Source organism: Amycolatopsis minnesotensis (assembly GCF_039529815.1).
GTDB lineage: Bacteria > Actinomycetota > Actinomycetes > Mycobacteriales > Pseudonocardiaceae > Amycolatopsis > Amycolatopsis minnesotensis.
Genome location: NZ_BAAANN010000009.1, coordinates 241,962 through 263,428 on the forward strand (window position 1 = coordinate 241,962; position 21,467 = coordinate 263,428).

Consider the following 21,467-nt stretch of genomic DNA (forward strand, 5'->3'; position numbering starts at 1 on the left):
ATTCGAGGGGTGGGGGACATGGGAATCAGGACGACATCGCGACCGCTGGCGCCGACGCGGTGGACGCCGCGGCTGAGGGTTCTCGTCGCGGTCTGCTCGATCGTGTTCACCGCGGGCACGGCGGTGCAGAACTTCGCCGTGATCACGCCGGAGCTGATGGCCCGCAGCATGGCTCTCGCCGGGCGCTCCGCCGCGGAGATCGCGGCGGAGTCGCCGGGGTTCGTGCACTCGCTGCGCCTGGTCGGCATCGTGTTCATCGCCGGGAACGCGCTCGGGGTACTGGCCTTCTGGCGCCGTTGGAGCTGGCTGTTCTGGGCGGCGCTCGCGGTCAACCTCGGCCAGGCGGCCGGTGTCGTGGCAGGCATGGTGCCGCCGACGGTCCTGCGCGCGTCGATCGACCTGCACGGCCCGGCGGGGGTGCTGCCGTCGCTCGTCACCGACGGCGGCGCGGTACTGCTTTCCCTGATCCTGCTCGGGTTCCTGCTGAAGTACCGGACGCCGTGGGCCCAGCTTCGGGACGGCTGAACGAGATCAGCGCGCGGCCGGTTTCGCGTCGCGGTCGAAGAGGGCGGCGGCGACCAGCAGGACCACGTTCAGCAGCGCGCGGTCCACGCGACCACCCCGCCACGCGGCGCGGATCATCCCACGGTGGGCGGCGAGGTGATCGGCGAGCAGGTCGTGGCCGAGGCCGTGTGCCCGGCCGAACCGCCGGTAGGCCTCGGCCCACTCCCGCCGCCCCATCGCGGTGCGCGCTTCGGACATGACGCTTTCGTAGGTTTCCTCGGACATGATCCCCTCCCCAGCGGGTGACCGTCACCCATATTTGCAGTCTATGCAGAGTTTGCATGCACTGCAAGTGTCAGCGCCACGCGCCGATGATGAGCGCGAGCGCGAGCAGTTTCAGCAGCCAGTCACCACCGTGAATGGCGGCGAGGCGCCACGGAACGCCGTCCCACAGCACCGAACCGGACAGCAGGACACCGGGGAAGGCGACCCACGACACCAGCGCCAGCACCAGCGCGCCGCCGACACCGCCGACACCGAACTGGGCGGCGAACCCGGCGAACACGACCGCGAGCACCGCGGTGCGCACCAGCTCCACGAGCATCTTCCACGGCGCCGGCCGCATCAGGTCCTTTTCGGACACTTCACCCCCGGCGAGCAGGGCGGCGCGCTGGGCGCCGAACACGGCGTACCAAGTGGAACTCACCACGAACGCGGCCACGGCAGACACCAGCACGGCGAAAACGTTGATCTCGATCACTGCGCTCTCCTTCGATTTCGCGAGGGGTGCGTTCCCCGCTCACAAGGGATGTAGCGACCGCTCAGCGGTTTTCGACATCGCATTATGTGATACAGGTCACACAACAGTGTGAACCGGTGCGTCCGCGGTGTTCCAGTCGTGGCCCACTTCGAGTGGCGCGTCGCCGGGCGGTGTGTTTCCCTGCCGCAAAGGCAGCGACCCGAGGCACAGCATGATCATCATTTCGACCCAGGCGATGCGGCCGTGGACCGTCTCGATCGCCGGCGACACGACCACCTTCAGCGCGGTGTCCGCGGTGTCCGCGGTGTCCTCGGTGGACGACCACACCGCGGACGCCGCGCTCCCCCGCGTCTGGGGCGGGCGGGGGCTCGGCGTGCACCGGGTGGACCTGCCCGGCCTCCACGCCTCGCTCGTCGAAACCATGAAGCACCCCGCCTACTGGGCCGCCCGCGCCCGGCACGGGCTGAGCACCGGGCGCGGCACCACCGAGGCGTGGTCGATGCCGCACCACGACACCGACGACGACTTCGTCTACTTCACCGGGCCGTGCGGCAACCCCGGCAGCGACGTCGGCTACCGGTCCGCCGCGGTGTTCACCATCGAGCTGGTCGACCTCCGCGGCCTCCGCGTCCGCCTCACTGCCCACCTCTCCCCCGCCAGCTAGCCACCCCGCACCGCGGCGGCGGTGGCGAGTTCGGTGCGGTTCGCAACGCCGAGCTTCGCGTACACGTGCGACAGGTGCGTTTTGACGGTGCCCCTGCTCATGAACAGCTTCGAGCCGATCTCCGGGTTGTTGAGCCCGGCCACGGCGAGGTCGACCACCTGCGATTCGGTCGGCGTCAGGCTGGCCCACCCGCTCGACGGACGCCCTCGCGAGCCGCGGGTGCGCCGCGCGAAGGCCACCGCGTCGTCGAGCGGCATCGCGGCCGCGCGCAGCTCGGCTGTCTTCGGCGCGCCGAGTTCGGCCACCGCGACGGCCAGCAGATCGTCCACAGTGGACTGCTCGGCGGGGCACCTTGGGTAGCCCATCTCCTCGCGCGCCCCGTCCGCGGCGGCCACCAGCCGCACGGCGTCCACCGTCCGGCCCGCGCCCGCGTGCACCGTTGCCAGCGCGTCGAGGCTGTCCGCGTATCCGGTCCGCAGGCCGTGCTCGACGCGAAGGCCGAGCGCTTCGTGGTACCGGTCGGCGGCGCGGTCGAGGTCCTCCCGCGCGGTGAGATGCCCCTGCTGGTCGAGCACGTCCGCGAGGATCCGCGGCATGCCAACGGCTTTGGCGACCGCAAGCCCGCGTTCGGCCGCCTCGGCGGCTTCCGGCACGCGACCGGCACCCCGCAAGGCCGCGGCCAACCCGGACTGGGCGATCGCGGACGAGTACACCGCACCGGGGAGGACGTCGCGCTCGAACCACGCCACCGCGTCGTCGAAATCGCCCTTCCAGCGCCGCAGCTCGCCCACGATCCGCGCGACGCCCGGCACGAACGCGTTCGTGCCGGACACCAGCCGCACGAACGCTTCCATCAGTTCCAGCCCGGCGTCCGGGTTGCCGGAAAGGCCGAGCACGAGTGCGAGCTGCCCGCGCGCGCTGCTCACCCGGTGCAGGTCGGCGAGCGGCTCCGCGACCTCGACGGCCTGCTCCGCGAATCGCCTCGCCCGTGCCAGATCGCCGCCGTACAACGCGATCGACGACCGGCAGGCGAGCACGGTCGCGGCGATCCCCCGGTCCGCGCGACGAAGCAGGCCCTCCGCCGCTTCGGCCAGCACCGCGTCGGCTTCGGTGGCGCGGTCACCGAGCTGCAGCACGATCCCGCGCAACGCCATCGCGCTGTCCCTGGTAACCGACCCCGGCTCGGCGGCGCGCTCCGCGTCGAGGGCCAGCTTCTCGGCGGCGGCCAGGTCCGAGAACAACCGGCCGAGCGCGTGCAGGCCAAGGCAGCGCGCCCGGAGCCGTTCGTCGCCGAGCTCCGTCGCGATCTCCAGCCCGCGCTCCGCCGCGCCGTGATCGAGCGGTGCGGTCGTGTCGGCGACCTCGGCGATCCCGATCAGCAGCCGCACCTGCAGCGCCGAGCGCTCGTCCGGCACCAGGTCGGCGGCGCGCCGCAGGTAGGCCATTCCCTCGTGCCCGCGCCCGTGCACGTTCCAGAGCCACGCCGTCGCCGCGGCCAGCCGCCTGCCGCGGCCGGGATCGGCCGCGGCCAGCCCCCAGTCCAGCGCCCCGCGCAGGTTTTCCTGTTCGGGCTGCAGAAGCGCGCGCCACGCGTCCTTGTCGCGATCGAGTTCGGGTTCCGCGGTTTCGGCGAGGGAAAGGTAGAAATCGAGGTGGCGCTCGCGGGCGCCGTCGTTTTCCCCCGCCTCGCCCAGTTTCGCGGCCGCGTAGTCGCGGATCGTCTCCAGCAGGCGGAACCGGGCCTGGCCGTCGTGCTCCTCGACGAACACCAGCGACTTGTCGACGAGCCGCCCCAGCGAATCGAGCACCCCGCCCTCGCCGGCCGTCCCGCCCGCGCACACCGAGCGCGCCGCGCCGAGCGTGCACCCGCCCGCGAACACCGCGAGCCTGCGCAGCACGATCCGGTCGGGCTCGTCGAGCAGGCCGTGGCTCCAGTCGACGGAGGCGGCCAGTGTCTGCTGGCGGGCGGCGACGCCGCGCGGGCCGCGGACGAGCAGCGCGAACCGGTCGTCGAGGCCGGATTCGATCTGCTGCGGCGTCAGGGTGCGCAGCCAGGCGGCGGCCAGTTCGAGCGCGAGCGGGATCCCGTCGAGCCGCGCGCACATCGTGCGCACCGCGGCCGCGCCGGAACTGTCCACTGTGAACGACGGCCGCACCGCGCTCGCCCGCTCCGCGAACAGCGCGACGGCTTCGTCCGCGTCGAGCGTCGGCACCCGCCACAGGGTTTCCCCCGGCACGCCGAGCGGCTCCCGGCTCGTGGTGAGGACGGTGACCTCGGGGCACGAGCGCAGGAGCGCGCCCGCGATCTCGGCGGCTTCGTCGAGCACGTGCTCGCAGTTGTCCAGGCAGAGCAGGGTCTTGCGGTCTCGCAGGTGCGAGACGGTCGAAGCGAGCGGCCCGCCGACCGGCTCGACGAGGACACCAGCCGACGCGGCGACCAGCTCGGCCACGCCCGCGCCGGTGACCGGGGCGAGGTCGACCCACCACACGCCGTCCAGCCAGCGCTCGGCCAGGTCCGCCGCGACCTGCGCGGCGAGCCGCGTCTTGCCGCAGCCGCCGGGACCGGAGAGGGTGACCAGGCGGTCGGCGGCCAGGAGCCGCCGTAGGCCGGCCAGTTCGCTTTCGCGGCCGACGAAGGTGGTGAACTGGATCGGCAGCGAATGGGGCACCGCGGAGAGCGAGCGCGGCGCCACCCCGCCGGAGTCCGCTTCGGACAGTGCGAAGAGGCGTTCCGGGGCGGCCAGGTCGCGGAGCAGGTGCACCCCGAGGTCGTGCGGCACCAGACCACCAGGTGGTTCGCCGAGTGCCGCGACGGCAGGCGCGGACAGCAGGAGCTGGCCGGGGTTCGCCGCTTCGAGCAGGCGCTCGGCGCGGCGAACGGCGGCACCGGCCGCCGCGCCGCCCTGCCGCACGCGGGCCGCTCCGGTGTGCACGGCCATCGCCGCGCGGGTGTCGTGCGCACGCCGGTCGAGGGCGGCCGAAACGGCGTCACGCACCGAGCCGAACGTCTCGGCGGCCACCCCGGTCGCGCACAGGATGGCGACGGTGCGCACCGGCGCGAACGCACCTGGCGGGAGGTCGGTGTCCATAGTGGGGTGAGCATGCCACCGCGAGCCGCCCGCCGTACCGCTTTTTACCGGAGTTTTGCCAGGTGGGAAGCATCTTCGAGACCCGGCCGGATCCGGTGGGGAACTGGCGGCTCAGGCGACCGGTTCGAGGAAGACCAGCGGGATCTCGCGGCTCGTCTTCGTCTGGTACTCGGCGTAGTTGCGGAACTCGGCAGTCACCTTGGGCCACAGCTCCGCGCGCTCTTCGGCGGAAGCCACGCGCGCCCGCATCGGCCGCGGCGCCTCGCCCCGCAACGCCACCTCGACGTCGGGGTTCGCCGAGAGGTTCAGCAACCAGGCGGGCGGCTTGTCGTCACCGCCACGCGAGGCCACCACGACCAGGGTGTCCCCGTCCTGCCATGGCGAGGTGAGCATGACCGTGCGCCGCGCACCGGACTTCCGGCCGGTCGTGGTCAGCTCCAGCACCGGCATCTTGGACAGTTCCCAGCCCATTTTGCCACCGCTGAGCTTGAGCACCCCGCGGTGGATTCCGTTCATGGCCTTCAACACGAAGTCACTCGGCATGAAGGTGAACGTACTCAGGTGGCGGGTACTTCGCCGACCGCGCACCACATGAACGGACCGGCCTCGCGCTCGGCCTCGGTGATTTCGTCGTCGGGGCGCCAGTCCGCGAGGTGCACGATTCCCGGCTCCAGCAGGGAATACCCGCCGAACCACCGCTCGACGTCCGCGCGCGTGCGCAGGAAAGCGGGATTCTGCGTGTTCTTGTACTGCTCGGCGAGCCGGGCGATCTGCGCGGCACCCTCGTTGTCGCTGTCCTCGTTGCAGATGTGCGACAGGGCGAGCCAGCTTCCCGGCGCGAACTCGTCGTGGTACTGGCGGACCAGCGCGTCGACGTCGGTCTCACCGCCGACGAAGTGCAGCACGGACACCAGCAGCACGCACACCGGCTTGGACAGGTCGAGCAGGCGCTGGGTCGTCTCGTGCTCGAACACCGACACCGGGTCGCGCAGGTCGGCCTGCACGATCCCGGCCCAGTCCAGCGCGTCCTGCTCGGTGAGGATGTGGTCCGAGTGCGCCGCGGCCACCGGCTCGTAGTCGACGTAGACGACGCGGCCCTCGTCGGCGCGGGCATGGCTCGCGACGGTCTCGTGCACGTTGCCCACCGTCGGCACGCCGGAGCCGAGGTCGAGGAACTGCGTGATCCCGTTGTCCAGCGCGGCGCGGACCACCCTGCCGAGGAACCGGCGGTTCGCCATCGCGAGCGGTTTGATCAGCGGGAACTGCTTGACGGCCTGGTCGGCGAAGTACCGGTCGACAGCCCAGTTCGTGGTGCCGCCGAGATAGGCGTCGTAGATCCGGGCGGAGGAGGCCTCCTCCAGGTTGACGCCTTCCGGCGCGGCGGGTGCGTTTTCGCCCGTTGTGCTCATCCGTGTGCTCCCAACCACATTCACGTGCCGTCGGGGGCGAAGCCTAGCGCTGCCGTTGTACGGGGTTCAGCCGCCGTCGGCTCAGCTGCGAAACGCCAGCTTGGCGATCTCGGCCTCGAAGTCGAACCACTCGGGCTCGTCGCCGCCGGGCACCTGCTCGTAGCTGCGGTCGAGGAACGCGGCGAGCTCCTGCGCCGGCGCCTCCAGCACGGCGGCACCGTCGGGCGCCTCCAGCTCGAAGATGATCTTCGACGCGTCGGCACCCGGGCTGATCCGCACGTCACCGTCGCCGGACGGGGCCAGCAGGCCGTCCGCGAGGAGGTCACGGCTGAACATCCACCGGACCGTGCCGCGGCCGGAGTGGAACGCGGCGACGACCGCGTACGGGTCGTCGGAGTCGTATTCGAGTTCGACACGCACCGGCAGGGGGTTCGCGCCGAAGGTGCGCAACCCGAAGACGACTTCCGCACTGGCGGAACGATGCTCGTTGCCCACGGTTCATACCCCTTCCGTGCCGTGGCCTTTCTTGATCTTGCCTCTACAAATAACGCCCTGTGATGCCAAACGACACGCGTCTGAAGATTATTCACACCTTCGGAGGAGACTTGGGTCGCATTTTTCCAGGAGATGGACGCAGTGTTATGAGGTCCGTCACAAGACTAGGGCTTGGGACTGTCATTTCGGTGACACGTGCACTTTCGGCCCGCAAACGCTGCCGATGTGTCCCTCCGCGGGCGCCGCACCAGCGGACGAGCGCGGCGCCCTGCCAGGTCAGAGCACCTCGCGCAGCTTCGCCGCGAACCCGGCGGGATCGAAGACGAACCCGACGTGGTCACCGGGGAACAGCACGGTCTCGGTGCCGAGCAGTTTCGCGACGGCGTCCGCGGCGAGCTTGGCGGGCTGGTCCGCCGACGACCCGGCGCCACCGCCGAGCACGATCCTCGTCGAAGCGGTGGCGAGCGCGTCCACATCGGGTTCGAACGCGCCGATTTCGGCGATCATGTGCCCGAGGAACACGTCGAAGTTGGCCCGCATCCGCGCGTACTCCGCCGGGTCCGGCTCCGGGCCGTCGTCACCGGGGCCGTCCAGCTCGGCGATCTCCATGAACTTCGCCATCGCGGCGTCGACGCCGTCCCTGCGGTAGACCTCGGTCAGCTCGTCGTCCGCGGTGAAGGCCGCCGGCAGCAGCGTGGTCACCGGCGGCTCGTGCGCCACCAGCACCCGGACCAGGCCGGGGTGCTTCGCGGTGAGCGCGAGGCCGGTGATCGCGCCGCCGCTGCTGCCGAAGACGAGCGCGGGCTCGCTGGTGACGGCCGCCAGCAGCCGTGCCGCGTCGTCGGCCTGCGTGTCGATGGTGATGTCGGCGCCGGGGTCGTCGCGGGTGCTGCCGGAGATCCCCCGCGAGTCGTAGGTGACCACGGTGTGGTCCGCGGCGAGATCCTCGGCGAGCCGGGAGAACTCGGCGCTCTCCATCGCCCCGCCCGGGATCAGCAGCAGCACCGGGCCGGTGCCCCTGACCTGGTAGCGCAGCCGCGCGCCCGGTACGGCCAAAAACTGTTCCTCGACCATGTCCCTGTCCTCACCTCGTCCGGCGCCCGGCGGCGCCGCTTGCCGGGTGGTCGGTCGCGGGCCGCCGGATCGGACACGGGCGGGCGAGGAAGGTTCCGGCTCAGTTCGGGAGTGCCCGTTCGGCGGGCCCGCTGTAGTGGCTCAGCGGCCGGATCAACGCGTTCGCCGCGAACTGCTCGGTGATGTGCGCGGTCCACCCGGTGATCCGCGCGGCCACGAAGATCGGCGTGAACGCGGGCGTGTCGAACCCCATCAGGTGGTAGGCGGGCCCCGCGGGGTAGTCGAGGTTCGGGTGCAGGCCCTTCTCCCGCAGCATCGCGCGGGCCAGCGCTTCGTAGGTGTCGAGCAGCTCGTGGCCACCGCGCGCTTCCACGACGTCCTGCAGGGCCGCGCGCATCGCGGGCACGCGCGAGTCGCCCTTCTTGTACACCCGGTGACCGAAGCCCATGATCTTCTTCTTCGCGGCCAGCGCGTCGGCGAGCCAGCCTTCGGCGGCGTCGGGCGAGCCGATCTCGGTGAGCATCGCCATCACGGCCTCGTTCGCGCCGCCGTGCAACGACCCCTTGAGCGCGCCGATCGCGGCGGTCACCGCACTGTACATATCGGACAGTGTCGAAGTGACCACCCTGGAGGTGAACGTCGAGGCGTTGAAGCTGTGCTCCGCGTAGAGCACGAGCGAGGTTTCGAAGGCGCGCACGACCGGCGGTTCGGGAACCTCCCCGAAGGTCAGGTGGAGCAGGTTCTCCGCGAACCCGAGATCGTCGCGCGCCGGGATGGGTTCGAGCCCGCGCCCGCGCCGCTGCGCCAGTGCGACGACGGCGGGCAGCGCCGAGAACAGCCGCAGCGCCTTGCGCCGGTTCGAGCGGGGCGAGTTGTCATCCTCGACGGGGTCGTGCGCGCCGAGGATGCTGACGGCCGTGCGCAGCGTGTCCATCGGATGCGCCGAGGCGGGCAGCCGCATCAGCGTGTCGACGAGGCTCGAACTCAGCTTGCGGTGCGCGCGCTCGAAGTCGGTCTGCTCGGCGAGCTGGTGCGGCGTGGGCAGTTCGCCGTGCCACAGCAGGTAGGCGACCTCCTCGAACCCGCACTGCGCGGCGAGGTCCTGCACCGGGTAGCCGCGATAGGTGAGCGAGTTGGTCTCCGGGTTGACCATCGAGATCGCCGTGGTGTCGACCGTGACACCGTCGAGTCCCTTGTGGATGGTGCCCTGTTCGTTGACCGCGGACATCAATGTCCTCCTCAGAGCCGGAAGTCGAAAACGGATTCGTCGAAAGCGCGATAGCTTTCGTAGCCGAGAAGGTCGTAGAGATCGCGCCGGTGCTGCATGGCGTCCACGAGCGACTCCTGGGTGCCCTCGGCGGCGATCGTGGCGAGGCCGGTGTCGGCGGCGTGCATCGCCAGCCGCAGCAGGGTCACCGGGTAGATCACCAGGTTCACCCCCACCGACTCCAATGTGGACACCGAGAGCAGTTCGCTCTTGCCGAACTCGGTCATGTTGGCCAGGATCGGCACGTCCACCGCGGCGCGGATCGCTTCGAAGTCCTTCGCGTCCGCCATCGCCTCGGGGAAGATGAGGTCGGCGCCCGCGTCGGCGTAGGCCTTCGCCCGCGTGATCGCCTCGGCCATGCCGTGCACGGCCTTCGCGTCGGTCCGCGCGGCGATCACGAACGACGGGTCGCGCCTCGCCGCCACCGCCGCGGAGATCCGGCGCACCGCGGTCGCCGTGTCGACCACGTCCTTGCCGTCGAGGTGCCCGCAGCGCTTCGGGTTCACCTGGTCCTCGATGTGCAGCCCGGCCACACCGGAGTCTTCGAGGAGCTGCACCGTGCGCGCCACGTTCATCGGCTCGCCGAACCCGGTGTCCGCGTCCACGATGCCCGGCAGGTCCGTCACCCTGGCCACCTGCCTCGCCCGGTCCGCGACCTCGGTCAGCGTGGTGAGCCCGATATCGGGCAACCCGAGTTCGGCGGAGATCACCGCGCCCGAGAGGTACACGCCGTCGTATCCCCGCCGCTGGATCAGCTTCGCGGACAACGGGTTGAAGGCGCCGGGGAAGCGCAGCAGCCGCCCCGAAGCGAGCCCCGTGCGGAACACCGCGCGCTTTTCGGCGGCGGACCTGGTGGCGTGCGACATCAGAAGATTCCCTTCGTGGCGGCCGGTCCGTCCGAGCTGACCGGCAGGGTCAGCTCGGCGACCTCGCGCGCGGTCAGCGCGGGAAGCCGTTGGACGGTATCGAGGAATTCCCGCTGTGCCGCGGGTTTCACCACCCCGTCGGCGAGTTCGCGGAACTTCGCGAGGTACTGCTCGCGGGCGAAGGGGCGCGCGCCGAGCGGATGCGCGTCGGCGACCGCGATCTCGTCGGTCAGTGTGCTCCCATCGGTGAACTCGATCTCGACGCGCCCGCCGAACGCCTGCTGCGCCGGATCCGTCGCGTGGTACCGGCGTGTCCACTGTGGATCTTCGGCGGTGCTGATCTTCCGCCACAGTGCCACGGTTTCGGGCCGGGTGGCGCGGGCGCGGCCGTAGGAACGCTCGTGGTGCCACTCGCCGTCCTCCAGCGCGACGGCGAAGATGTAGGGCACCGAGTGGTCCAGCGTCTCCCGGCTGGCCGTGGGGTCGTACTTCTGCGGGTCGCCGGAACCGGACCCGATCACGTGGTGCGTGTGGTGGCTGGTGTGGATGACGATCCGGCGCACCCGCCCGAGGTCGACCTTCGGGCCGAGTGCGCGGGCGAGGTCGATCAGCGCCTGGCTCTGGTACTCGGCGGAGTGCTCCTTGGTGTAGGTGTCCAGGATCGCGCGCTTCGCTTCGCCCGGCGCGGGCAGCGGCACGGTGTACTCGGTGTCGGAACCACCGAGCAACCACGCGATCACCCCGTCCTCGCCCTCGTAGACCGGGCTCGGCGAGCCTTCCCCGCGCATCGCCCTGTCGACGGCCTCGATCGCGGCCTTCCCCGCGAAAGCGGGCGCGTACGCCTTCCACGACGAGATCTCACCCTTGCGCGACTGCCTGGTCGTGGTCGTGGTGTGCAGTGCCTGCCCGATCGCCTGGTACACGATTTCGGCCGGGAGCCCGAGCAGCGCGCCGATCCCCCCGGCGACGGCGGGGCCGAGATGGGCGATGTGGTCGATCCGGTGCTCGTGCAGGCAGATCCCCTTCACCAGCGCGACCTGCAGCTCGTACCCCGCGGCGATGCCGCGCACGAGATCGGCGCCGCCGCGGCCGGTGTGCTGCGCGACGGCCAGGATCGGCGGGATGGTGTCACCCGGGTGGGAGTAGTCGGCGGCGAGGAACGTGTCGTGGAAGTCCAGCTCCCGCACCGCGACGCCGTTCGCCCACGCCGCCCACTCGGGCGAGACGCGCGCGACGGCGCCGAACACGGTCGCGCCGGGCGTGGCGGGGTGGCACAGCGCCTGCTCCCTCGCCGCGCGCACCGGCCGCCTCGCCAGCGACGCCGCCGCGACGGCCGCGTTGTCGATCACCCGGTTGACCACCATCTCGGCGGTTTCGGCGGGTACCTCGACGGCGTCGGTCGCGACCGCCGCGAGCTTCCACGCGAGCTGTTCCTCGCGCGGCAGCCGTTTCGCCGACGGGTGGCTGCGGACGGTGTGCTCGATCATCGCGCCCCTTCGAGTAAATCTTGTGGTGCTTGATCGTGAGCGTGGCACGCGCTCGAAACCCCGTCCATGACTTGGCATTGTGAAGTTCTGTGCGAACATCGACCGGAGTTGTGAAGACTGTGAAGGAGCGTTGAAGTGGAGAAGACGTTCGCGGGCGGGCGGTTGCGGCACCTGCGCGAGGGCCGGTCGATGAGCCAGGCCGAACTCGCGCGGCTGCTGGAGATCTCGCCGAGCTACGTCAACCAGATCGAGCACAACACCAGGCCGCTGACGCCCGCCGTGCTCGTCCGGCTCACCGAGACCTTCGGGGTGGACGCCGAGTTCTTCGCCGCGAAGGACACCGCGCGCCTGCTCGCCGACGTCCGCGAGGTGCTGACGGACGACACGATCGGCGAGCGCCTCTCCCCCGGCGAACTGGACGAGCTGGCGACCAACCTCCCGTCGGTGGCCAGGACGCTGGTCCGCCTGCACCGCCGCTACCGCGACGCGACCGAAAGCCTCGCCACGCTCCTGGAGGGGCACGGCGCGGAGACCGCGCGCCAGCCGCACGAAGAGGTTCGCGACTACTTCTACCAGCGGCAGAACCACGTCGCCGAGCTGGACGAGCACGCCGAGGGCCTGGCCGTCGAACTGGGACTGCGGCCGGGCGAGGTGCGCACGGCGCTCGCCGCACGGCTCGCCGATCGGCACGGCATCAAGGTCACTTCGGACGGGCTCGCTCCTTCGGCGCAGCACCGGTTCGACCCGGCGGAGAAGGTGCTGAGGCTCGCCCCCGGCCTGCGACCGGGTCAGGCCGCCTTCCGGATGGCCTCGGAGCTGGCCCTGCTCGAAGCGCGCGACACGATCGACGAGCTGGCCACCGCCGCGACCTTCGCGAACGAGACCTCGCGGCGGCTCGCCCGGATCGGGCTCGCGAACTACTTCGCGGGCGCGCTCGTGCTCCCCTACCGGACGTTCCTCGGTGTCGCCGAGCGGTACCGGTACGACATCACCCGCCTGTGCGACCACTTCGGCATGGGCTTCGAAACCGTCTGCCACCGGCTGTCCACCTTGCAGCGCCGGGGCACCAGAGGGGTGCCGTTCTCGTTCGTCCGCTCCGATCGCGCGGGAAACCTGTCGAAACGCCAGTCCGCCACAGGTTTCCACTTCTCCCGCGTCGGCGGCACGTGTCCACTGTGGATCATCTACGAAGCGTTCGGCGCGCCGGGGCGCGTGCTCACCCAGATCGCGGAGCTGCCCGACGGCAAGAAGTACTTCTGGATCGCGCGGACCGTGACGCGCCCCGCCGCGCACGGCGAGCCTGGCAAGACCTTCGCGATCGGGCTCGGCTGCGAACTGCGGCACGCGCGGCGGCTGGTCTACTCCGACGGGCTCGCGCTCGGCGCTGGCGCCGCGGTGACCCCGATCGGCATGGGCTGCAAGGTGTGCGAGCGACCGGCCTGCCCGCAGCGCGCGTTCCCCGCGATCGGCAAGGACCTCCTCGTCGACGAGCACAGCAGCACGTTCGTCCCGTACCCCGCAACGTGACGGCAAGCACCGCGGCACGCCTCGACATAGTAGGACGTCCTACTTTATGGTGCTTCCAGGTCCACGGTACGGGGAAGACCGGTGCGAAACCGGCGCGGTCCCGCCACTGTGACCGGAAGAGCGGCGTGCCAGCGGCAATCCCGGCGCACCGCCGATCCGGCGAGCCAGGATACCGGCCGTGGACGTCCGTGTTTTCCACGAGGATGGAGTAGGCACGCATGTCTTCACGCGCGCGAAAAGAGCTGCACCACTACATTTCCGGCAAGCCGGTGCCCGGTTCCTCCGGCCGCTTCGGCGAGGTGTTCGATCCCAGTACCGGGGAGGTCCAGGCCACCGTCCCGCTCGCTTCCGCCGCCGAGGTCGCGGACGTGGTCGCCGATTCGGTTGCGGCGCAGCGGGACTGGGCCCGCTGGAACCCGCAGCGCCGCGCCAGGGTGCTGATGCGGTTCGTCGATCTGGTCAGGGCCAACGAGGACGAGCTGGCGAGGCTGCTCTCCGCCGAGCACGGCAAGACCGTCCCCGACGCGAAGGGCGACATCCAGCGCGGCCTCGAAGTCGTCGAGTTCGCGATCGGCATCCCGCACCTGCTCAAGGGCGAGTACTCGGACAGCGCGGGCACCGGGATCGACGTCTACTCGATGCGCCAGCCGCTCGGTGTCGTCGCCGGGATCACGCCGTTCAACTTCCCCGCGATGATCCCGCTGTGGAAGGCCGCGCCCGCGATCGCGTGCGGTAACGCGTTCGTGCTCAAACCGTCCGAACGCGACCCGTCGGTCCCGTTGCGGCTCGCCGAACTGTTCCTCGAAGCCGGCCTCCCGCCGGGTGTGTTCAACGTGGTCAACGGGGACAAGGAAGCCGTCGACGCGCTGCTGACCGATCCCCGCGTCGAGGCGGTCGGGTTCGTCGGCTCGTCCGACATCGCCGAGTACATCTACACCACCGCGGCCGCGCACGGGAAGCGCGCGCAGTGCTTCGGCGGCGCCAAGAACCACCTGATCGTGATGCCGGACGCCGATCTTGACCAGGTCGCCGACGCCCTCATCGGCGCCGGCTACGGCTCGGCGGGCGAGCGCTGCATGGCGATCTCCGTCGCCGTCCCGGTCGGGGAAGCCACCGCGGACGCGCTCGTGGCGAAGCTGGCCGGCCGGGTGCGCGCGCTGAAGATCGGTGCGTCCCTCGACGAGAACGCCGACTTCGGCCCGCTCGTCACCGCCGAGGCCGTGACCAGGGTGGCCGGGTACATCCAGTCCGGTGTGGACGAAGGCGCCGAACTCGTGGTGGACGGCAGGGGCCACGTCGTGCCCGGGTACGAGAACGGGTTCTTCCTCGGCGGCACGCTGTTCGACAAGGTGACCCCGGAGATGCGGATCTACCGCGAAGAGGTGTTCGGCCCGGTGCTGGGCATCGTGCGCGCCGCCGACTACTCCGAAGCGCTGCGGCTGCCGAGCGAACACGAGTACGGCAACGGCGTGGCGATCTTCACGCGCGACGGCGACACCGCGCGCGACTTCACCAGCCGCGTGAACACCGGCATGGTCGGGGTGAACGTGCCGATCCCGGTGCCGATCGCCTACCACACCTTCGGCGGCTGGAAGCGGTCCGGTTTCGGCGACCTCAACCAGCACGGGCCGGACTCGATCCGGTTCTACACCAAGACCAAGACCGTCACCTCGCGCTGGCCTGGCGGCGTCAAGGAAGGCGCCAGCTTCGTCATCCCGACGATGAGCTGAGGCGGCGATGAGACTTTCCGACGAGCAGCGCGCGCTGCGCGAGACCGCCGCGGACTTCGCGGCGGAGCACCTCGCCCCGCACGCGCTGGAATGGGACCAGGCCAAGCACTTCCCGGTCGACGTGCTCCGCAAGGCGGCACAGCTCGGCATGGGCGGGGTGTACGTCGCCGAGGAGGCGGGCGGCTCCGGGCTCGGCAGGCTCGACGCGGCGCTGATCTTCGAGGCGCTCGCCACCGGCTGCCCGTCGATCGCGGGCTACCTGTCGATCCACAACATGGTCGCCTGGATGATCGACCGGTTCGGCGACGACGCGCAGCGGCACCGGATTCTGCCGAGGCTGTGCACAATGGACGCTCTGGGCAGCTACTGCCTCACCGAGCCAGGCGCGGGATCCGACGCGGCCGCACTGTCCACCAAGGCCGTTCGCGACGGCGACCACTACGTGGTCGACGGGGTGAAGCAGTTCATCTCCGGCGCGGGTGCGTCCGATGTGTACGTGGTGCTGGTGCGGACCGGGGTACCCGGCCCGCGCGGGATCTCGGCGCTCGTCGTCGACCGGGACACGCCGGGGGTTTCCTTCGGCGCCAACGAGATCAAGATGGGCTGGAACGCGCAGCCGACCCGGCAGGTGATCTTCGAAGGCGCCCGCGTCCCCGTCGGGAACCGGCTCGGCGCGGAAGGCGACGGGTTCCGGGTCGCGATGTCCGCTTTGGACGGTGGCAGGCTGAACATCTCCGCGTGCTCGCTCGGTGGTGCGGAGGCCGCGCTCGCCAAGGCGATCGGGTACCTGCGGGATCGGGAGGCGTTCGGCGCGAAGCTTTCCGACTCGCAGGCGCTGCGGTTCCGGCTCGCGGACATGCGCACCGAGCTGGAAGCGGCGAGGACCCTGCTGTGGCGGGCGGCGGACGCGCTCGACGGTGGCGAGCCCGGTGCCACCGGACTGTGCGCGATGGCGAAGCGGTTCGCCACCGACACCGGGTTCGAGGTCGCCAACCAGGCCTTGCAGTTGCACGGCGGCTACGGCTACCTCGCCGAGTACGGCGTGGAGAAGATCGTGCGCGACCTGCGCGTGCACCAGATCCTCGAAGGAACCAACGAAATCATGCGGGTCATCGTGTCCCGCTCGATGCTGGGAGCGGCCTGATGACCGAAGTGCTCACCTCCGTCCACAACGGACTCGGCAGGATCACCTTGAACCGGCCGAAGGCGATCAACGCGCTCACCCACGACATGGTGCGCCTCATCGGCTCGGTGCTCGACGACTGGGCAGGCGACGACCTCGTCCGCGCCGTGCTGCTCGACGGCGCGGGTGAACGCGGGCTCTGCGCGGGCGGGGACATCCGTTCGATCTACGAAGACGCCCGCTCCGGTGGCACGGCGTCCCTGCCGTTCTGGGCCGACGAATACCGGCTCAACGCCCAGATCGCGCGCTACCCCAAGCCGTACGTCGCACTGATGGACGGCTTGGTGATGGGCGGCGGCGTTGGCGTTTCCGCGCACGGCTCCGTGCGGGTGGTCACCGAGCGGTCCCGGATCGGCATGCCGGAGACCGGTATCGGGTTCGTGCCGGACGTCGGCGGCACCTACCTGCTCTCGCGGGCGCCGGGGCACCTCGGGACGCACATCGCGCTCACCGCGGGCCAGATCTCCGGCGCCGACGCGATCTACTGTGGACTCGCGGACTACTACGTGCCGAGTGGACGGCTCGGTGAACTCGCCGAAGCACTGGCGAACGGCGAGGCCGTGCGGTCCTTCGCCGAACCCGCACCCGAAAGCGAGCTGGCGAGGCAGCGCGACTGGATCGACGCGTGCTACTCGGCGGACACCGTGGAGGAGATCCTCGAACGGCTCTCCGGCGCCGGGGAAGCCGCGTCGTCCGCGGCCAAGGAGATCGCCGGGAAGTCGCCCGCCTCGCTCAAGGTCACCCTGCGGGCGCTGCGCTCCGCGAAAGCGTTGCCGGATCTCGAAAGCGTGCTGGCACAGGAGTTCCGGGTGTCCTCGGCGGCACTGCGCAACCCCGATCTCGCCGAGGGGATCCGCGCGCAGATCATCGACAAGGACCGGAACCCGCGCTGGTCGCCCGCCACGCTCGACGAGGTCGGCGACGATCTCGTGGCGAGCTTCTTCGCCCCGCTCGACGACGAATGGGAGGCGGGCCGGTGATCGCGTTCCTCGGACTCGGCAACATGGGCGGCCCGATGGCGGCCAACCTCGCGGCGGCGGGGCACGCGGTGACCGGGTTCGACCCGGTGCCGGCGGCCCGCGAGCGCGCGGGCATCACCACCGCGGCCACCGCCGTCGAGGCGGTCCGCGGCGCGGGCGTGGTGATCACCATGCTGCCCAGCGGCAAGCACGTGCTCGACTGCTACGCGGAACTGCTGCCGGTCGTCTCCCCCGGCACGCTGTTCCTCGACTGCTCCACGATCGACGTCGCCGACGCGCGGGCCGCCGCGAAGCTCGTCACCGAAGCCGGGCACCTCGCGGCGGACGCCCCGGTTTCCGGCGGGGTGGTCGGCGCGGAGGCGGGCACGCTCACCTTCATGGCCGGCGGCGAAGCGCCCGCCTTCGCCGCGGCGGACCCGTTGCTGGCGGCGATGGGTAAGCGGATCGTCCACTGTGGAGGGCCGGGTTCCGGGCAGGCGGTGAAGATCTGCAACAACCTGATCCTCGGCGTGTCCATGATCGCGGTGAGCGAGGCGTTCGCGCTCGGCCGTTCGCTCGGGCTGACCGACCAGGCGCTGTTCGACGTCGCCTCGACCGCGTCCGGCCAGTGCTGGGCGCTGACCACGAACTGCCCGGTGCCGGGCCCGGTGCCGGCCAGCCCCGCCAACCGGGACTACCAGGGCGGGTTCGCCAGCGGCCTGATGCTCAAGGACCTCCGGCTGGCGCAGTCGGCCGCCGAAGAGCACGACGTGCCGACCTCGCTCGCCCGCGCCGCCGCCGAGCAGTACGCCGCGTTCGTCGGCGAAGACGGCCCGGGACGCGACTTCTCGGCGATCATCACCTCCATCCGGAAGGACGGCCTCGATGCCTGAAACCATTCTCGTCACCCGGCCCGCGCCCGGCGTCGGCCTCATCACCCTGAACCGCCCCAAGGCGTTGAACGCGCTGAACCAGCAGGTGCTGGCCGAGGTCACCGAAGCGGCCGCGGAACTGGACCGCGATCGCGAGATCGGCGCGATCGTGCTGACCGGCTCGGCGAAGGCGTTCGCCGCGGGCGCCGACATCAAGGAGATGCAGCCGCAGTCCTTCAGCGACGTCTACGCCGCCGACTGGTTCGCGGGCTGGGACGCGCTGACGCGCGTGCGCACGCCGCTGATCGCCGCCGTCGCGGGGTACGCGCTCGGCGGCGGGTGCGAGCTGGCGATGATGTGCGACGTCCTGCTCGCCGCCGACACCGCGAAGTTCGGCCAGCCGGAGATCACCCTCGGCGTGATCCCCGGCATGGGCGGTTCGCAGCGGCTCACCAGGGCCGTCGGCAAGGCGAAGGCGATGGACCTGTGCCTCACCGGCCGCATGATGGACGTCGAAGAGGCCGAGCGCGCCGGGCTGGTGTCGCGGATCGTGCCCGCGGGCTCGCTGCTCGACGAAGCGCTGGCGACCGCGGAGAAGATCGCCGGGATGTCCACGCCCGCGGCCATGATGGCGAAGGAAGCGGTGAACCGCGCCTTCGAAACCGGCCTCACCGAAGGGATCCTGTTCGAGCGGCGGGTGTTCCACGGCACCTTCGCCACCGCGGACCAGAAGGAGGGCATGGCCGCGTTCACCGAGAAGCGGAAACCGACTTTCACGAACTGCTGATCGGCATGCTGTTCATGCCCTGAAGGCGTCCTTCGCGGCGTCAGATTTCCCCGAAGGCTCCCTTCGGGGCACGCGAGCGCCCGCCGGGGACAACGCGAGTGAACGGATTCAGGCGATCCAGACGGTTTTCGCGTTGGTGAAGGTACGCGGCCCGAAATCGGCCAGTTCCCTTCCGTAGCCGGAGTTCTTGGCGCCGCCGAACGGGACCTCCGGGGTGGAGGCCGTGTGCTTGTTGACGTACAGCATGCCGGTCTCCACCTCGGTGACGAACCGCCGCTGCTCCTCGGCGTCGGTGGTCCACGCGCTGCCGCCGAGCCCGAACGGCGAGTCGTTGGCGATCCGGATCGCGTCGTCGACCGAGTCCGCGCGCCACACCAGCGCCACCGGGCCGAAGAACTCCTCGTGGTGGCCCGGCGAACCGTCCGGGATGTCGCTGAGCACGGTGGCCGGGTAGTAGTTGCCCGGCCCGTCCAGCGGCTTCCCGCCGGTGTGCAGCTTCGCACCGGCCGCGATCGTGTCGGTGACCTGCTGGTGCAGGGTTTCCACGGCGTCCGGTGAGGACAGTGGCCCCAGGTCGGTGCCGTCGGCCATCGGGTCGCCGAGCTTCAGCGCCGCCATCCTGTCGGCGAACCTGCCGAGGAACTCGTCGAAGACGTCGGCGTGCACGATGAAGCGCTTCGCGTTGATGCACGACTGGCCGTTGTTGAGCAGGCGGGATTCCACCGCGTTCGCCACGGCGTCCTCGAGATCCGCCGACGGCATCACGATGAACGCGTCGCTGCCGCCCAGTTCGAGCACGCTCGTCTTGATGTGCCTGCCCGCCGCGGCGCCGACGGCCCTGCCCGCTGGCTCGCTCCCGGTCAGCGTCACCGCGCGCACCCGTTCGTCGCCGATGATCCCGTCGATCTCCGACGACGGCACGAGCAGCGTCTGGAACACGCCGTCGGCGAACCCGGCGCGGCGCAGCACGTCCTCGATCGCGAGCGCCACCTGCGGCACGTTCGACGCGTGCTTGAGCAGGCCGACGTCGCCCGCCATCAGCGCGGGCGCGGCGAACCGGAACACCTGCCAGTACGGGAAGTTCCACGGCATCACCGCGAGCACCGGGCCGATCGGCTCGTACCGGGTGTAGGCGGTGCCGTTCTCGACCGGCCACGGCTGGTCGGCGAGCATCCGTTCGCCGTGGTCGGCAAACCACCGGCAGCCCAGCGCGCTCTTGCGCACCTCCGCGACCGCCGACCCCAGCGTCTTGCCCATCTCCAGCGTCGCGAGCCTGGCCAGTTCGCCTGCCTCGTCGTCGAGGATGTCCGCGGCGCGGTGCAGCAGCGCGGCCCGGTCGGCGTACGAGGTCTTCCGGTACGCGCGGAACGCCGCCGCGGCCTTGGCCAGCTTCTCCTCGATCTCACCCTCGGTGAGCGGGTCGAACGACCGGACCTGCTCGCCGGTCGCCGGGTTGACCGTCGCAATCGCCACCACGAACTCCTCTGCGCTCCGCTGCTGCCTCGCGGTGCGGGAGTTACCCGTGATCAGGCGCGCGGAAACCTCGTGGTGGTCCCCCGAACCGGTCGTAAATGTCGGACCCCGATGCGAACATGTGTTCGTGCCGACAATCGAAGGGCCCATTCTGCACGCCGACCTGGATTCGTTCTACGCCTCGGTCGAGCAGCGCGACGACCCCGCCCTGCGCGGACGCCCCGTCCTCGTCGGCGGCGGGGTGGTGCTGGCCGCGAGCTACGAGGCGAAGGCGTTCGGGGTGCGCACCGCGATGAACGGCAGGCAGGCGCGCACCCTGTGCCCGCACGCCGTGGTCGTGCCGCCGAGGATGTCCGCCTACGCCGAGGCCAGCAAGGCGGTGTTCAGCGTCTTCGAGCGCACCACCCCGCTCGTCGAAGGGCTCTCGATCGACGAGGCGTTCCTCGACGTGGGCGGACTCGCGAAAATCGCGGGGTCGCCGTCCCAGATCGCCGCCCGGCTGCGCGCGGACGTGCTGGCGCGGGTCGGGCTGCCGATCACCGTCGGTGTGGCGCGCACCAAGTTCCTGGCCAAGGTGGCCAGCGCGGTCGCCAAACCGGACGGGCTGCTCGTGGTGCCGCACGACGGCGAGCTGGCGTTCCTGCACCCGCTGCCGGTGGAGCGGCTGTGGGGCGTCGGCAAGGTGACCTCGCGGAAGCTGCGCGACCGCGGCATCGTCACGGTGCGCGATCTCGCCGAACTAGGCGAGCGGGAGCTGGTGTCGATGCTCGGGCGCGCCTCGGGCAAGCACCTGCTCGCGCTGGCGCTGAACCACGACCCGAGGCCGATGCGGCCGGGGCGCCGACGGCGGTCGATCGGCGCCCAGCGGGCACTCGGCGGCAGGCCGAGGTCACCCGCCGAACTGGACGCGATCCTGATCTCGCTCGTGGACCGGCTCGCGCGCAGGCTCCGCGCCGCGCACCGGGTCTGCCGCACCGTCACGCTCCGCATGCGGTTCGGCGACTTCACCAGGGCCACCCGGTCCCGCACCCTGACCCAGCCGACGACGCACACCGAGACGATCCTCGCCGCCGCGCGGTCGCTGCTCGGCGCCGCGCGGCCGTCGATCGACGACAAGGGCCTCACCCTCATCGGCTTCGCACTGTCCAATTTGGACGACGAGGGCTCGGTGCAGCTCGCGCTCCCGTTCGGCGAGGACACCCCGGGCGCACTCGACACCGCGCTCGACACCCTGCGGGACAGGTACGGCACCAAGGCCGTCACCAGGGGAACCCTGCTCGGCCGCGACGAGGGCATCGCCGTGCCGCACCTGCCCGACTGA

Annotated in this window: 20 protein-coding genes and 1 riboswitch; of the genes, 9 read left to right on the forward strand and 11 right to left on the reverse strand. The window is 70.9% G+C overall.

Annotated elements, in window-relative coordinates:
- Nucleotides 1-18: 18 nt before the first annotated feature.
- Entirely contained in the window at nt 19-525 is a 507-nt protein-coding gene (locus ABD256_RS13890; RefSeq protein ID WP_344417583.1) for a hypothetical protein, read from the forward strand.
- Between the two features lie 6 nt (nt 526-531).
- Here ABD256_RS13890 and ABD256_RS13895 read toward each other — a convergent pair whose 3' ends face one another.
- A complete protein-coding gene (locus ABD256_RS13895; RefSeq protein WP_344417585.1) occupies nt 532-789 on the reverse strand; it encodes a DUF3703 domain-containing protein in 258 nt (85 codons plus the stop codon).
- A 70-nt stretch (nt 790-859) separates the two neighbouring features.
- Entirely contained in the window at nt 860-1,264 is a 405-nt protein-coding gene (locus ABD256_RS13900) for a DUF1761 domain-containing protein (protein ID WP_344417587.1), read from the reverse strand.
- Between the two features lie 211 nt (nt 1,265-1,475).
- On the opposite strand from ABD256_RS13900, the gene ABD256_RS13905 reads away from it, so the two are divergent.
- A complete protein-coding gene (locus ABD256_RS13905; protein WP_344417589.1) occupies nt 1,476-1,928 on the forward strand; it encodes a hypothetical protein in 453 nt (150 codons plus the stop codon).
- Here ABD256_RS13905 and ABD256_RS13910 read toward each other — a convergent pair.
- The 8 genes from ABD256_RS13910 to ABD256_RS13945 all read right to left on the reverse strand — a co-directional run bounded on the left by ABD256_RS13910 (nt 1,925) and on the right by ABD256_RS13945 (nt 11,615).
- Nucleotides 1,925-5,017 carry a helix-turn-helix transcriptional regulator gene (locus tag ABD256_RS13910; RefSeq protein ID WP_344417591.1) on the reverse strand — a complete coding sequence of 1,031 codons (3,093 nt, stop codon included), beginning with the start codon at nt 5,015-5,017 and terminating at the stop codon, nt 1,925-1,927. The genes ABD256_RS13905 and ABD256_RS13910 overlap by 4 nt on opposite strands.
- Nucleotides 5,018-5,128: 111 nt before the next feature.
- Nucleotides 5,129-5,560, reverse strand: a complete 432-nt coding sequence (locus tag ABD256_RS13915; protein ID WP_344417593.1) for a nitroreductase/quinone reductase family protein — start codon at nt 5,558-5,560, stop codon at nt 5,129-5,131.
- Nucleotides 5,561-5,574: 14 nt separating this feature from the next.
- Nucleotides 5,575-6,426, reverse strand: coding sequence for an SAM-dependent methyltransferase (locus tag ABD256_RS13920; protein ID WP_344417595.1), 852 nt, complete (start codon nt 6,424-6,426; stop codon nt 5,575-5,577).
- 81 nt (nt 6,427-6,507) lie between these two features.
- On the reverse strand, nt 6,508-6,921 hold the full coding sequence (locus tag ABD256_RS13925; RefSeq protein ID WP_344417597.1) for an SsgA family sporulation/cell division regulator: 414 nt from the start codon (nt 6,919-6,921) through the stop codon (nt 6,508-6,510).
- Between the two features lie 276 nt (nt 6,922-7,197).
- Nucleotides 7,198-7,995, reverse strand: a complete 798-nt coding sequence (locus ABD256_RS13930) for an alpha/beta fold hydrolase (RefSeq protein WP_344417599.1) — start codon at nt 7,993-7,995, stop codon at nt 7,198-7,200.
- A 100-nt stretch (nt 7,996-8,095) separates the two neighbouring features.
- Nucleotides 8,096-9,223 (reverse strand): bifunctional 2-methylcitrate synthase/citrate synthase, encoded by a 1,128-nt coding sequence (locus ABD256_RS13935; RefSeq protein WP_344417601.1) that lies wholly within the window; start codon nt 9,221-9,223, stop codon nt 8,096-8,098.
- An 11-nt stretch (nt 9,224-9,234) separates the two neighbouring features.
- A complete protein-coding gene (gene prpB / locus ABD256_RS13940) occupies nt 9,235-10,128 on the reverse strand; it encodes a methylisocitrate lyase (protein ID WP_344417603.1) in 894 nt (297 codons plus the stop codon).
- Nucleotides 10,128-11,615, reverse strand: coding sequence for an MmgE/PrpD family protein (locus ABD256_RS13945; RefSeq protein ID WP_344417605.1), 1,488 nt, complete (start codon nt 11,613-11,615; stop codon nt 10,128-10,130). Before ABD256_RS13945 ends, prpB begins: the two co-directional genes overlap by 1 nt.
- 135 nt (nt 11,616-11,750) lie before the next feature.
- Between ABD256_RS13945 and ABD256_RS13950 the strand changes: the two genes are divergently transcribed.
- The 6 genes from ABD256_RS13950 (at nt 11,751) to ABD256_RS13975 (ending at nt 18,673) form a co-directional block, all read left to right on the forward strand.
- The gene (locus tag ABD256_RS13950) at nt 11,751-13,142 is read left to right on the forward strand and encodes a short-chain fatty acyl-CoA regulator family protein (RefSeq protein ID WP_344417607.1); all 1,392 of its coding nucleotides are present in this window, start codon (nt 11,751-11,753) and stop codon (nt 13,140-13,142) included.
- 47 nt (nt 13,143-13,189) lie between these two features.
- A riboswitch (cobalamin riboswitch) is annotated at nt 13,190-13,337 on the forward strand.
- A gap of 23 nt (nt 13,338-13,360) precedes the next feature.
- A complete protein-coding gene (locus ABD256_RS13955; protein ID WP_344417609.1) occupies nt 13,361-14,872 on the forward strand; it encodes a CoA-acylating methylmalonate-semialdehyde dehydrogenase in 1,512 nt (503 codons plus the stop codon).
- Nucleotides 14,873-14,879: 7 nt separating this feature from the next.
- Nucleotides 14,880-16,016 (forward strand): isobutyryl-CoA dehydrogenase, encoded by a 1,137-nt coding sequence (locus tag ABD256_RS13960; protein WP_344417611.1) that lies wholly within the window; start codon nt 14,880-14,882, stop codon nt 16,014-16,016.
- Nucleotides 16,016-17,035 (forward strand): enoyl-CoA hydratase/isomerase family protein, encoded by a 1,020-nt coding sequence (locus ABD256_RS13965; RefSeq protein WP_344417613.1) that lies wholly within the window; start codon nt 16,016-16,018, stop codon nt 17,033-17,035. Before ABD256_RS13960 ends, ABD256_RS13965 begins: the two co-directional genes overlap by 1 nt.
- Nucleotides 17,032-17,907 (forward strand): 3-hydroxyisobutyrate dehydrogenase, encoded by an 876-nt coding sequence (gene mmsB, locus ABD256_RS13970; RefSeq protein ID WP_425546446.1) that lies wholly within the window; start codon nt 17,032-17,034, stop codon nt 17,905-17,907. The genes ABD256_RS13965 and mmsB overlap by 4 nt, the downstream gene beginning before the upstream one ends.
- Nucleotides 17,900-18,673, forward strand: a complete 774-nt coding sequence (locus tag ABD256_RS13975) for an enoyl-CoA hydratase (RefSeq protein ID WP_344417617.1) — start codon at nt 17,900-17,902, stop codon at nt 18,671-18,673. Before mmsB ends, ABD256_RS13975 begins: the two co-directional genes overlap by 8 nt.
- A gap of 108 nt (nt 18,674-18,781) precedes the next feature.
- Here ABD256_RS13975 and ABD256_RS13980 read toward each other — a convergent pair whose 3' ends face one another.
- The gene (locus tag ABD256_RS13980; protein ID WP_344417619.1) at nt 18,782-20,146 is read right to left on the reverse strand and encodes an NAD-dependent succinate-semialdehyde dehydrogenase; all 1,365 of its coding nucleotides are present in this window, start codon (nt 20,144-20,146) and stop codon (nt 18,782-18,784) included.
- Nucleotides 20,147-20,267: 121 nt separating this feature from the next.
- Here ABD256_RS13980 and dinB point away from each other — a divergent pair, with 121 nt between their 5' ends.
- On the forward strand, nt 20,268-21,467 hold the full coding sequence (gene dinB, locus ABD256_RS13985; protein ID WP_344417621.1) for a DNA polymerase IV: 1,200 nt from the start codon (nt 20,268-20,270) through the stop codon (nt 21,465-21,467).